Origin of the sequence: Tabrizicola thermarum (assembly GCF_003574395.1) — a bacterium.
GTDB classification, from domain to species: domain Bacteria; phylum Pseudomonadota; class Alphaproteobacteria; order Rhodobacterales; family Rhodobacteraceae; genus Tabrizicola; species Tabrizicola thermarum.
Genome location: NZ_QMJY01000013.1, coordinates 541,917 through 553,557 on the forward strand (window position 1 = coordinate 541,917; position 11,641 = coordinate 553,557).

Annotated in this window: 19 protein-coding genes; 7 read left to right on the top strand and 12 right to left on the bottom strand. The window is 64.1% G+C overall.

Annotation, left to right across the window (positions count from 1 at the left end):
• Position 1: 1 nt before the first annotated feature.
• Genes flgA through D5084_RS07500 form a run of 7 tightly spaced genes read right to left on the bottom strand, consistent with a single transcriptional unit; the run spans position 2 to position 3,272 of the window.
• Positions 2-421, bottom strand: coding sequence for a flagellar basal body P-ring formation chaperone FlgA (gene flgA, locus D5084_RS07470; protein ID WP_128514876.1), 420 nt, complete (start codon positions 419-421; stop codon positions 2-4).
• Complete coding sequence (flgG, locus tag D5084_RS07475; RefSeq protein ID WP_128514877.1) at positions 421-1,206, bottom strand: flagellar basal-body rod protein FlgG; 786 nt, start codon at positions 1,204-1,206, stop codon at positions 421-423. The genes flgA and flgG overlap by 1 nt, the downstream gene beginning before the upstream one ends.
• A 9-nt stretch (positions 1,207-1,215) precedes the next feature.
• A complete protein-coding gene (locus D5084_RS07480; RefSeq protein WP_128514878.1) occupies positions 1,216-1,926 on the bottom strand; it encodes a flagellar hook-basal body complex protein in 711 nt (236 codons plus the stop codon).
• Between the two features lies 1 nt (position 1,927).
• On the bottom strand, positions 1,928-2,194 hold the full coding sequence (locus tag D5084_RS07485; RefSeq protein ID WP_128514879.1) for a flagellar biosynthetic protein FliQ: 267 nt from the start codon (positions 2,192-2,194) through the stop codon (positions 1,928-1,930).
• A complete protein-coding gene (gene fliE / locus D5084_RS07490) occupies positions 2,191-2,481 on the bottom strand; it encodes a flagellar hook-basal body complex protein FliE (protein ID WP_128514880.1) in 291 nt (96 codons plus the stop codon). The genes D5084_RS07485 and fliE overlap by 4 nt, the downstream gene beginning before the upstream one ends.
• A gap of 12 nt (positions 2,482-2,493) precedes the next feature.
• Positions 2,494-2,877 (bottom strand): flagellar basal body rod protein FlgC, encoded by a 384-nt coding sequence (flgC, locus tag D5084_RS07495; protein WP_128514881.1) that lies wholly within the window; start codon positions 2,875-2,877, stop codon positions 2,494-2,496.
• 11 nt (positions 2,878-2,888) lie between these two features.
• Positions 2,889-3,272 (bottom strand): FlgB family protein, encoded by a 384-nt coding sequence (locus tag D5084_RS07500; RefSeq protein ID WP_128514882.1) that lies wholly within the window; start codon positions 3,270-3,272, stop codon positions 2,889-2,891.
• Between the two features lie 84 nt (positions 3,273-3,356).
• Here D5084_RS07500 and D5084_RS07505 point away from each other — a divergent pair, with 84 nt between their 5' ends.
• Complete coding sequence (locus D5084_RS07505) at positions 3,357-4,667, top strand: FliI/YscN family ATPase (RefSeq protein WP_128514883.1); 1,311 nt, start codon at positions 3,357-3,359, stop codon at positions 4,665-4,667.
• A 10-nt stretch (positions 4,668-4,677) separates the two neighbouring features.
• Here the strand turns inward: D5084_RS07505 and D5084_RS18330 are convergent, their stop codons facing one another.
• The 5 genes from D5084_RS18330 to D5084_RS07525 all read right to left on the bottom strand — a co-directional run bounded on the left by D5084_RS18330 (position 4,678) and on the right by D5084_RS07525 (position 7,882).
• A complete protein-coding gene (locus D5084_RS18330; RefSeq protein WP_155523106.1) occupies positions 4,678-4,854 on the bottom strand; it encodes a hypothetical protein in 177 nt (58 codons plus the stop codon).
• A 91-nt stretch (positions 4,855-4,945) separates the two neighbouring features.
• A protein-coding gene (locus tag D5084_RS07510) for an IS5 family transposase (RefSeq protein ID WP_435532666.1) occupies positions 4,946-5,751 on the bottom strand; the annotation gives its coding sequence in 2 pieces (ribosomal slippage) (positions 4,946-5,394 and positions 5,394-5,751; 807 coding nt in all).
• 239 nt (positions 5,752-5,990) lie between these two features.
• Positions 5,991-7,037, bottom strand: a complete 1,047-nt coding sequence (locus tag D5084_RS07515; RefSeq protein WP_202910036.1) for a YeeE/YedE family protein — start codon at positions 7,035-7,037, stop codon at positions 5,991-5,993.
• A 20-nt stretch (positions 7,038-7,057) separates the two neighbouring features.
• The gene (locus tag D5084_RS07520; protein WP_435532662.1) at positions 7,058-7,414 is read right to left on the bottom strand and encodes an ArsR/SmtB family transcription factor; all 357 of its coding nucleotides are present in this window, start codon (positions 7,412-7,414) and stop codon (positions 7,058-7,060) included.
• Between the two features lie 108 nt (positions 7,415-7,522).
• Positions 7,523-7,882: a thioredoxin domain-containing protein gene (locus D5084_RS07525; RefSeq protein WP_128514885.1), complete on the bottom strand. Its 360-nt coding sequence runs from the start codon at positions 7,880-7,882 to the stop codon at positions 7,523-7,525.
• Positions 7,883-7,967: 85 nt separating this feature from the next.
• On the opposite strand from D5084_RS07525, the gene D5084_RS07530 reads away from it, so the two are divergent.
• From D5084_RS07530 to soxA, 6 genes are all read left to right on the top strand, one after another.
• Positions 7,968-8,705 carry a cytochrome c biogenesis CcdA family protein gene (locus D5084_RS07530; RefSeq protein WP_128514886.1) on the top strand — a complete coding sequence of 246 codons (738 nt, stop codon included), beginning with the start codon at positions 7,968-7,970 and terminating at the stop codon, positions 8,703-8,705.
• Positions 8,706-8,716: 11 nt separating this feature from the next.
• Positions 8,717-9,274, top strand: a complete 558-nt coding sequence (locus tag D5084_RS07535) for a SoxW family protein (RefSeq protein WP_202910037.1) — start codon at positions 8,717-8,719, stop codon at positions 9,272-9,274.
• 112 nt (positions 9,275-9,386) lie between these two features.
• Complete coding sequence (gene soxX, locus D5084_RS07540) at positions 9,387-9,860, top strand: sulfur oxidation c-type cytochrome SoxX (RefSeq protein ID WP_128514887.1); 474 nt, start codon at positions 9,387-9,389, stop codon at positions 9,858-9,860.
• Positions 9,861-9,895: 35 nt separating this feature from the next.
• On the top strand, positions 9,896-10,315 hold the full coding sequence (soxY, locus tag D5084_RS07545; RefSeq protein ID WP_238382557.1) for a thiosulfate oxidation carrier protein SoxY: 420 nt from the start codon (positions 9,896-9,898) through the stop codon (positions 10,313-10,315).
• A gap of 18 nt (positions 10,316-10,333) precedes the next feature.
• Positions 10,334-10,663: a thiosulfate oxidation carrier complex protein SoxZ gene (gene soxZ, locus D5084_RS07550; protein ID WP_128514889.1), complete on the top strand. Its 330-nt coding sequence runs from the start codon at positions 10,334-10,336 to the stop codon at positions 10,661-10,663.
• Between the two features lie 27 nt (positions 10,664-10,690).
• Positions 10,691-11,551, top strand: a complete 861-nt coding sequence (gene soxA, locus D5084_RS07555; RefSeq protein WP_128514890.1) for a sulfur oxidation c-type cytochrome SoxA — start codon at positions 10,691-10,693, stop codon at positions 11,549-11,551.
• The last annotated feature ends 90 nt before the right edge of the window (positions 11,552-11,641 follow it).

Consider the following 11,641-nt stretch of genomic DNA (forward strand, 5'->3'; position numbering starts at 1 on the left):
TTCAATCTTCCCATCCGACATAGACTGTCCCATCCGGACCGATACGGCCCGTGACTGTGGTCTTGGACTGCAGGTTCATCACCCGAAGGTCGTCTCCCTCGGAGCCGCGATCCAGCGCCCTTCCCTCGGTCGCGATCGACAGGCTCCCAGCCGAATAGACAAGTTTTACCAGCTGGTTACGCTGGACCAGCGTCGGCGGGCCATAGTCGCCGGGTTTCACCGGCTTCCCGGCGTAGATCGACACCCGGGCTTCCTGACCAATTGCCAGCGCCGGATCTGCGAGGGCGCCCGGAAGCTCGGCACTGACAAGCGTCAGATCCTCGGGCGCAATCAGCGTCTTTGCGCGGATCGTGCGGGTGGCAACCACGCTTTCGGCCCAGGCGGGCTGGGTGAGTATCAGGAGAGCGACCAATCGCAACATCACCGCACCTGCGTGGTTGCTGCGAGCATCTGATCGGCCGCAGTGATGACCTTTGCGTTCAACTCGTAGCCGCGCTGTGCCTTGATCAGTTCCGTCACCTCGCGGACTGCGTCGACCGAACTGCCTTCCAGGTAGCGGTGACGAAGCGTTCCGAGACCGTCCAAGCCAGGAGTTCCAGAGAAAGCCGCACCCGATGCGGGACTTTCCAGAAAGAGGTTCGAGCCGATCGCCTCCAGCCCCTTCTCGTTCGGAAAGGACGAAAGCGTCAGTTGGCCGATCAGTTCGGGGTCGACGCGATCGGCAAAGTCAGCCCAGACTTCGCCCGAGGGGCTGATGGTAAGGCCACGGGCATCCGAGGGAATGGTGATCCCGGGAACGACCGGATATCCGTCAGAGGTGACGATCAACCCTTCGGCCGAGCGCTTTAACGCGCCATCCCGGGTATAGCCGACCTGACCCGAGGGCATCTGAACCTCGATGTAGCCGTTTCCATCGATTGCAACATCCAGATCACCGCCCGTGGGTTCAAGCGAACCCTGGCCGATCACCACCGATACGGCCGCAGGTCGGACGCCCAGTCCGATCTGGATGCCGGTCGGAAGCATGCTGCCGTCCGCGGCTGAAACGCTGCCGGGTCGTGCCATCTGTTGGTAGGTGAGATCGGCAAAATCGGCCCTGCGCGGGTTGTAGCCCGTGGTCGACATGTTCGCGAGGTTGTTCGAGACAACGTCGACCTTCATCTGCTGTGCGGCCATGCCGGTTGCGGCAATCTGAAGCGCTTTCATGAACGACCTCTATCGCCCGAGCGTTGAAATCACGCCCCGGACCCTTTCATCTTCGGCGTCGAGAAACTTCTGGCCCAGCTCGTAGGCCCGCTGGACCTCGATCATCCTTGCTATTTCCGAGACAGGTTCGACATTGCTGTCTTCAAGCATTCCCTGCAGGATGGTCGCACTCTCCGCAGGCTCAACGTCTGCTGCGGAAAAGAGGGTGCCGGACTGGTGTCGCAAAGTCATCGGGTCGGCCGGTTGCCAGAGCCCGATCTGCGCGATGGGCTGGCCCCCGGCGGACAAGGTTCCGTCTGAAGCCAGAGACAGACCCCTGGCGTCGGGCGGCACAAAGACCGGCGCCCCACCAGCATCAAGCAAGCGGTAGCCATCGGGCGTGACCAGCTCACCCTGGGCTGAGGGAGTAAAGCTGCCGGCGCGGGTCAGCCGGTTTCCTTCGGGGGTTTCGATCAGAAAGAAGCCTTCGCCCTGGATAGCAAAGTCGAACTGGCCCCCGGTCTGGCTCAGCGTCGATTGGGACAGGTCGACATGGCGCCCGCTGGCATGGGCCATCGACAGGGAAGGGTCGTGGTCCAGCGCGGCGACGAACTCCGAAAAGACCACGCCTTCCCGCCTGAAGCCGGTGGTCGACGAGTTGGCAATGTTGTTTGCCACGACGCCCATCTCGCGCATGAGGCCGGACTGGCGGTTCAGCGTCACATAACCTGCTGCGTCCATGTCAACCTCCCGCAATCAATGGAATGAGCGTGTCGGTGAAGAAGGCGACCAGGGTAGAGGTCATGAAGCTCATCGATAGCCAGAAGACCGCAATCATGGCGCCGGCCTTTGGCACGAAGGTCAGCGTCATTTCCTGCACTGAGGTCAGCGCCTGCAGAAGGCCAATCACGACGCCAACGACAAGCGCCACTGTCAGAAGCGGTGCCGAGATCATCACGGACACCCAAAGTCCCTGGCGCGTCAGATCGTAGATCATCGCTTCGGTCATACCGGCATCCTCAGGATTTCCTGGTAGGCCTCGACCACCCGGTCACGGACGGTCGCCACCGTTTCTACGGCCAGCTGGGAGGAGGCCAGGGCCTGCACCAGAGCATGAGGATCAGCCCCCCCGGTCATGGCCGCGCGAGCCGTCGCTTCGTGTTCCTGAAGCGTGTCGAGGAAGTTTCCGGCAAGCCTTGCAAACCCCTGTTCCACCGCCCCCGCGCGAGGCGAAGGGGCGGCGGCGGTGCGGGCATTTGCATAAGCCTGCGATACGAAAGAGGTTTTCACATCCATTCTGGATCTCCCTTACCGTCGCAGAAGGTCGAACAGGCTTTGCGTCATTTGACGCGTCTGGTCGAACATCCTGAGGTTCGCCTCGTAGCTGCGCTGCGCTTCGCGCGCGTCAGCGATTTCGATCACCAGATCGACATTCGAGCCGTCGTAGTGACCGGTGTCGTCGGCCAGTGGATGGCCGGGATCGTAGATTCGGGTCAGCTCGCTTTGGTCCAGTTTCACCGGGCCCGCCTGGACCAGACCGGTGTCCATGGCCTGTTTGAAGGTCATCACCTTGCGGTGGTATCCAGGTGTGTCCGCGTTGGCGATGTTCTCGGAAACGTGCCGCAGCCGCATGGCCTGCGCCTCCATTCCAGAGGCCGCGAAGGAAAGCGAAGAGATAAGGTCGTTGCCCATTTCCCGGCTCCTCAGCGCGGCCGGCCAAGGCTGGCGCGGATCACATCCGACGTCGCCCGATATATCGCCAGCGCCATTTCGTGTGATTGGCGGGCCTCGACCGACTTCACCATCTCGGCCTCGAGCGAGACAGAGTTGCCATTCGGCGCCTCATGGCCACGCGCCTTTTCAGGACGCGGCATGGCCTGTGCGGAGAACGAGGACAAATGACCGGCACGGGTGGTGCGCATTTCGCCCCCGGCTTCGGCAAAAACCTCGGCGAAGGCTGGCAAATCGCGGGCCTTGTATCCGGGAGTGTCGGCGTTTGCGACATTCTCTGCGATCACGGCCATGCGTGCCCCCGAGAAGGCGGCCAGCGACTGCGCCATCCGGGTAAGTTCCAGTTTTTCGAACATCGGGGCTTCTCCCTCGACCTGCTTCACCAAGGCTTAAGGGTGATTCGTTTAGAAACGGTTGAGAGCGAACAAAGGAAGAATCCCATGGCTGGACTGTTCGACGGACTTCTGGCGGAAATCGGTGCAAGCGCTTCAATTCGGCGGATCGGTCGTGTCGCCGAAACACGTCGCGGATTGGCCGAGGTGACTGGCCTGGAGTCCGCTGCCATCGGTGACAGGGTGCTGATCCACAGCCGCGATGGGGCCGCTGGCGGTGAGGTACTGCGTCTGACTCAGGGGCGGTGTTCGGTGCTGCCGGATGCTTCGGGGGACGGAATGGCCATCGGCGACCGGGTCGAGCTCGTGGGCAAGGCAGAGATTGCACCCGATGACAGCTGGATTGGACGGATCATCGATGCTATGGGCCAGCCGCTGGATGGACGCCCCCTTCTGCGCGGAACGCGGCCACGCGCATTGCGTGCGCCTGCTCCACCGGCTGCCCGTCGTCGACGTCTTGGCAAGCGGCTGGAAACGGGTGTTGCGGTTTTCGACACCCTTCTGCCCTTGGTTCGCGGTCAGCGGATCGGCCTGTTTGCAGGCTCGGGCGTCGGAAAATCCTCATTGCTGGCAAAGTTTGCCAGGGGTCTTGAAGCCGATGTCGTGGTCATAGCCCTGGTCGGCGAACGGGGCCGCGAACTGCGGGAGTTTACCGAACGTGTCCTGGGGCCTGCGGGGATGGCGCGCAGTGTTGTCGTGACCGCGACATCGGATCAGTCGCCCCTGATGCGTCGCATGTGCGCGCTGACCGCCATGGCGGTGGCAGAGCATTTCAGAGATCAGGGCCGGCATGTGCTTTTGCTCGTCGACAGTATTACCCGCTTTGCGGAAGCACATCGTGAGGTTGCCTTGGCCGGCGGCGAGGGGGCCTCGCTAAGGGGTTTTCCGCCATCGCTGACGCAAGCCATCATGGGGCTGGCCGAACGGGCCGGGCCGGGCCCCGAGGGGTCTGGCGATATCACGGCCGTGTTCTCGGTCCTTGTCGCAGGTTCGGATATGGAGGAGCCGGTGGCCGACATCCTGCGCGGTGTACTGGACGGCCACGTTGTGCTGGACCGGCACATCGCCGAAAGGGGAAGGTTTCCCGCGATTGATCTGTTGCGGTCCGTGTCGAGGTCGCTTCCGGAAGCCGCCACCGAGGAGGAGAATGCCCTGATCGCGGAGGCGCGCCGGCTCCTCGGGGCCTATGACAGGGCCGAAATGATGATTCAGGCTGGGCTCTATGCTCAGGGTTCCGACCCGCTGATCGATCGCGCGATCAAGGTCTGGCCGCGACTTGACGGATTTCTTGCCGAAGCCGCCCCGGAAACCGGGATCTCCGGGAGTTTTGCCATGTTGAAGGCAAGCCTTGCAGACTGATTGTGATCGGCTAGGCAGTCATGGCTTGCAGATTTTCCCAGACCAGTACTGCGGCAATACCGATCAGTATCAATCCACCAGCCCAGGCCATCACCTCCCTGGTCTTGCGGCTTTCGTTAAGCGTCTGGGAAATGGTCCCGCCAAGCCAAGCCACGACGAGATCGGCCGGTATTGCCGTCAGTGGCACCAAGACACCCAGCAAGAGAAGCTGGCCTGTGACGTCACCGTCGATGGTCGCGCCAGGATCCCGAGCCCCTAGACTCCGGACTCATTGATCGTCAAAGCCAGAACATTACGGTAGCGGCGAGGGCGACTGCTGACTTGAAGGTCGTGGCGCATCTGTCGTAGCGGGTCGCGATGCGGCGCCAGTCTTTGAGCCTGCCGAACATGATCTCGATCCGGTTGCGCCGCCTGTATCGGCGCTTGTCGTAGCGGACAGCCCTGCCACGCGACTTCCGGCCCGGGATGCAGGGGCGTATCCCCTTGTCTTCCAACGCCTCTCGGAACCAGTCGGCATCATATCCCCGGTCCGCGATCATCCACTCGGCGGCAGGCAGACTTCCCAGCAGGGCCGCGGCTGCGGTGTAGTCGCTGACCTGCCCTGCGGTCATGAAGAACTTCAGGGGGCGTCCCTTGGCGTCGGTGACGGCATGCAACTTGGTGTTCAGTCCGCCCTTCGTTCTGCCGATCAGACGCCCACGCTGATCGCCGGGTCCCCCTTTTTCGTCCGCAGGCTCGAAGCCGTGCGGTGCGCCTTGAGATACTTGCGCAGGCATGCTTGGACCAATGGCGCATGCCTGCTCACATCGATCATGATGGTCTTCTGTTCGGTGCCCTCCGGGGCCAGTCCCTCCATCATCCTGGCGAAGACCCCCATGTCACTCCATCGCTTCCAACGGTTGTAGAGCGTCTTCGGCGGCCCATGCTCACGCGGGGCATCGCACCACCTCAACTCATTGCGATTGATGAAAATTATGCCGCTCAACACACGCAAATCATCAACACGTGGCTTGCCATGACTCTTCGGGAAGAACGGACGCAGCCGCTCCATCTGCTCTTCGGTCAGCCAGAAAAGGTTGCTCATCATCACCCCCGTCAGTTCGGGAGCTTGAAGCACGCAGACGGTGCAGCCTCCAGCCGATGAATGGGTCCTGACCCTAGACTTGAAGCAGATCAAAGCCACCTGCCCCGCGCTCTGGCGCCGTTCGACTGGTCAATGGATCGGACGGCTGCACGACCTGCCTACCCGGCCCGTCGGCGAATGCTCATCCTTCTAGGCCGGGACATCTGCAAAGCGAGCAAGGCCCAACCGCCCGAAGGGCGTCATTCCGGTTGATATCCGGCGATCAGCTGGTTCAGGCCCACCACGGCCCCCGTCGCGATCGCGGCCAGCGTCACCGGCCCCGACCAGGCCAGTGTCGCGAAACCCGTGACCCCCTGGCCGACCGAACAACCCATCGCCACCACTCCGCCGATCCCCATCAGCGCCGCGCCGCCAACCTGTCGGCCCAGTTCACGCGGGTCCTCGCAGGCCTCCCAGCGGAACAGGCCGCGCAGCATTGACCCGATCAGCGAGCCCGCCATCACCCCCACGACCGAGCCGACCGAGAAGGTGATCCCCCCCGCCGTCGAGGTCATCAGGAAGATCAGCGTCCGCCCGACCGGCGCGGTGAAGGATGGGCCCTCGACCCCGATCTCGCCCAGGCTTTCGGCAGCCAGCCAGCTGGTGCCGAGGAAACACCAAGCCACCGCCAGCCCCGCCGCCACGCCCCAGGCGATCTGGCGCGGGCGGGCGCGCAGACCAGGATGCGCCAAACCCCAGACCAGGAAGCTCGCCGCGATGGCGACGATGACGACGGCGGGCGGCAGACCCAGTCGCCCGAGGTCATGCAGCATGCCCTGCGGCCCGGTCGCATCGGGCTGCGGAAAAAGCGTCACCCGCAGCGGCGCCAGGGGCCCCGACAGCGCGATCAAACCGAAGATGCCCATCACGACCACGACAACCAGCGACCGCAGATCCCCGCCGCCAAAGCGCCCCAGGGCTCCGAAGCCGCAGTTTCCCGCCAGCGCCATGCCGTAGCCGAAGACCAGCCCGCCAAAGATCGAGGCGAAGGCATTCCACTCGATCGCATGGTAGAATGTGGCACCCAGGTCGATCAGCCCGCCCATGGCGCCGAACTGGGTCGCCAGGATCGCGGTGCCCAACACCACGCCCCAAAGCCGCATCCGGGTCTGATCGCGGCCATAGACCGCCGATTCCAGCGCGCCCAGCGTGCAGAAATCGCCCAGCCGCGCGGCAAGCCCCAGCACCAGACCGCCCGCCAGACCGATGAGCGCCGCCAGCACTCCAACCGGGACCGATTCCAGCATCTCTCCCCCCCTCCGGCCGTTCAGCCGTGCTCTGTCCGGTAAAGCTGCGCCAGGACCTCGATCATCGCGGTGACCTTCGGATCCAGCAGCGAATAGTAGATCGCCTGCCCCTCGCGCCGCGCGCTGACCAGACCCTCCAGCCGTAGCCGGGCCAGTTGCTGACTGACGATAGCCTGCCGCGCCGACAGCAGGTTTTCAAGCTCGGTCACGCTCTTCGGTCCGGTCCGCAGGTGACACAGAATCGTGAGCCGCCCGTCATGCCCCATGGCCTTCAGCAGCGTCGCCGCCTGTTCGGCCCGCGCAATCAGCCCCGACAGATCGCAGCCCTCGGCGGGGCTGTCCTCTCCGTCCGTCGCATGAAGATCGCCATCCGCCAAAGCGCCGCTCCGCCTTCCCCCCGCACCGTTATTGCGTGCCGCCGGTGCAAAGGGCAACCCGCCTGACGCATGGAACCGCGATTCCATGGCGCAGGCGGCCTTGGCGCCTCAGTCCGCCGCGGTTTCGGCAATCAGCCCGGCCAGCAGCGGCCAGAAGAAATCCGCCCCCGGATAGCCTTCGATCCGGCCGGTTTCCGCCCCGTCCTCGACCAGCACGAAGGTCGGCGTGAAGACCGGAGAAGAGATCAGCGACAGGTCCCCCGGCAGAGGATCGCGTAGTTGCAGCCGACGCAGCGGCGCCGCCCTGCCTTCGTCGGTCAGGGGATACTGCGGGGCGATCTCTTCGTTCCAGCGCGCGCAATAGATGCAGCCGGGCTGTTCGAACATCAGAAGCTGTAAGTCGCCCGCCGCAGCCGCGACCCCGGACACCGCAAGAAACGCCGAAGCCAGAAGGGCCGGATACGCCACGTTGACAGCCCCATAGAAAGATAGAACTATCGCTATATACCTTTGCCGCTCCGGCAAGGCAACGCTTCCCTGGGGAGGAGGGGCGATGCTGGACATTTCCTTCGGCGGTGCAGCTCTGGCGGGGCTTCTGTCCTTCCTGTCGCCCTGCATCCTGCCGATGGTGCCGTTCTACTTGTCCTACATGGCGGGTCTTTCGGTGCGCGAACTGCGCGAAGGCGGCACCATCGCCCCCGGCGCGCGCGGGCGGCTGGTGGTGCAGGCGCTGGCCTTCGCCATCGGCGTGACCACGATCTTCGTGCTGCTAGGCCTCGGCGCCACGGCGCTCGGTCGAAGCTTCGCCCAGTGGCGCGAGCCCCTGTCCTATGTCGCCGCAGCGGTACTGATCGTCTTCGGGCTGCATTTCCTCGGGATCTTCCGCATCGGTCTTCTCTACCGCGAGGCCCGCGTCGAAAGCGCCGGCAACCCCCGCACCCTGGCCGGGGCCTATCTGATGGGGTTGGCCTTCGGTTTCGGCTGGACGCCCTGCGTCGGCCCGGCGCTGGCCGCGATCCTCATGGTCGCCAGCGGCATGGGAGACCTGTGGCGGGGCGGAATGCTGCTTCTGGTCTACGGGCTGGCGATGACCCTGCCCTTCGTCCTTGCCGCGTTCTTCGCCGGGCCCTTCCTCGCCTGGGTCTCCCGCCACCGCGCGCTGATGGGACATGTCGAAAAGGCGATGGGCGTGATGCTGATTGTCTTCGGCCTCCTCATCGCCACCAACACCGTCAACCTGATCGCCGACTGGATGATCCGCAATTTCGACTGGTCTCTGACCCTGACCTGAAAGGAGCCGCCATGCTGCGCCGCCTGACCCTCGCCTTCGCCCTTGCACTGTCCACGCCTGCCTTCGCCGTCGAACTGGGCGACGACGGGCTGCACAAGCCCGCCTGGCTGCGCGAGACCTTCAAGGATCTGCGCGACGACCTGGCCGAGGCCAATGCCGAGGGCAAGCGCCTGATGCTGATCTTCGAACAGCGCGGCTGCATCTACTGCACCGAAATGCACGAGAAGATCCTGACCGATCCCGCGATCGAGACGCTGATCCGCGACCACTATTTCGTCGTGCAGATGAACCTCTTCGGCGATGTCGAAGTGACCGACTTCGACGGCACCACGCTGTCGGAAAAGCAGATGGCGCTGCGCTGGGGGGTGATGTTCACGCCCACGCTGATCTTCCTGCCCGAAGAGGTGCCCGAGGGCGCCACCACGCCGGACGTTGCCGTGGCGATGATGCCGGGCGGCTTCGGCAAGGAAATGACCGAGGCGCTGCTGATCTGGGTCCGCGACCACGGCTATGACACCGGCGAGAACTTCCAGAAATTCGTCGCCGAACGCATGAGCCAGGGCAACTGACCGTCAGCCAGAATCCTAGGGACATAGGAATATAGGGTTCCTGCTATATTTTTCTTGCCCGACTCCGGATTCCTTCGCATACTGCATACGGAGGAATACTGGGAGGAACACCATGAAGCGCCAGCTGTGGCTGGTGGTTGCGACGGGTCTGTCTGTCGCGGCCCCGGCATCGGGTGAGGTTGCCCCGAAAGACGTGCACTACAACGAGGGAAAGGTGGAAACCTCTCTCACCGGCGTGCCGGGCGATCCGGCGAACGGCATCAAGGTGATGACCACCAACGCCCTGGGCAACTGCGTGGCCTGCCACACGATCGCGGCCCTGCCCGACGTGCAGTTTCCCGGCAATATCGCTCCGCCGCTGGACGGTGTGGCCAGCCGCTGGAGCGAGCCGGAACTGCGCGGGATCGTCGCCAACGCCAAGATGACTTTCGACGGCAGCTTCATGCCCGCCTTCTACAAGACAGAAGGCTTCATCCGTCCGGGTGCGGGCTACACCGGCAAGGCACCCGAAGGCGACTTGCCGCCGATCCTGACCGCCCAGCAGATCGAGGATGTGGTCGCCTACCTTCTCACCCTCAAGGAATGACGGCCGCAAGGGCCCAAAACGACAGGAGATTTCCCGTGACCCTCAGCAGACGCAAAGCCCTATCGCTTGGCCTTGGCGGCATCGCATTCGCCGCGATGCCCGGACTTTCGGCCGCCGCCACACTGGAAGAGCTGACCGCCGCCTTCGCTGGCGGGGCAACCCCGGGCACCGACGGCATCACGCTGACGACCCCGGAAATCGCCGAGAACGGCAATACCGTGCCGGTCTCGGTTGACGCACCCGGAGCTGTGGCGATCGCCCTCTTCGCTTCGGGCAACCCCGAACCGGCGGTGGCTACCTTCACCTTCGGCCCCGCCGCGGGGCGCCAGTTCGCCGCCACCCGCATCCGTCTGGCCAAGACCCAGGACGTGATCGCCATGGCCAGGATGGCCGATGGCTCGATCGTTCAGGCCCAGGCTACCGTCAAGGTCACCATCGGCGGCTGCGGCGGCTGAGAAAGCAGGAGAAACACAATGGTCGAAGAAGTCAAACCCCGCGTCAAGACGCCCAAATCCGCGGCCGCCGGTGAGGTCGTCACCATCAAGGCGCTGATCTCGCACCCGATGGAATCGGGCCAGCGCAAGGGTGCTGACGGCAACCTGATCCCGCGCCGGATCATCAACCGCTTCACCTGCGATCTGAACGGGGTCAACGTGATCGACGTGGCCATCGACCCGGCCGTGTCCACCAACCCCTATTTCGAATTCGACGCCAAGGTCGACGCGGCCGGCGAATTCAAGTTCACCTGGTACGACGATGACGGCTCGATCTACGAGGACGTCAAGCCGATCGCGATCGGCTGACGGTCTGGCTCAGGGGAGGAGACAGCCATGCACCGCACAGCCACGACAGTTGCCGCCCTCGGCCTCGCCCTTGCCGGGGCGGCCTTCGCCGATCCGGTCGAGGATACGCTGGTGATCGAGGCCGGCGACGGCTCGACCATCGAGATCGTGACCAAGGCCCCTGCGCCCGAGCATCTCAAGGATGTGATGGACTGGGTCTATTCCGGCTGGCACTACCGCGAGGACGAGACGCGGGCCCTGGAACGCGACGATTTCGACAATCCCGGCATGGTCTATGTCGATCGCGGTCTGGACATGTGGAATGCCGCCATCGGCAAGGGCGGCGAAAGCTGCGCCGGTTGCCATCAGGGGCCGGAAAGCATGGCGGGCCTGCGCGCCGTCACCCCGCGCGTCGATGAGAAGACGGGCAAGCTGATGACGGTCGAAAGCTACGTCAACGAATGCGTGACCGAACGCATGGGGCTGGAAGCCTGGAACTGGACCGGCAACGAGATGAAGGACATGCTGGCCCTGATCTCGATGCAGTCGCGCGGGATGCCGGTGAATGTCGCCATCGACGGCGCGGCCGCACCCTTCTGGGAAAAGGGCAAGGAGATCTATTACACCCGTTTCGGTCAGCTCGAGATGTCCTGCGCCTCCTGCCACGAGGACAACCAGGGCAAGTTCATCCGCGCTGACCATCTGTCCCAGGGCCAGATCAACGGCTTCCCGACCTATCGTCTGAAGGATGCGGGCATCCTGTCGGCCCAACAGCGGTTTGTCGGCTGCGTCCGCGACACCAGGGCCGAGACCTTCAAGGCCGGCTCGGACGAGTTCACGGCGCTGGAACTTTACGTCGCCTCGCGCGGCAACGGGCTGTCGGTCGAAGGCGTCGCCGTACGCCACTAGACCTGCGGGGGCGGTCGCCGATCCTCCCAAGCGGCCGCCCGCCGACCCACACTGCATGACCGTCCGGTCAGACGCGCCTGCGCGAACCGG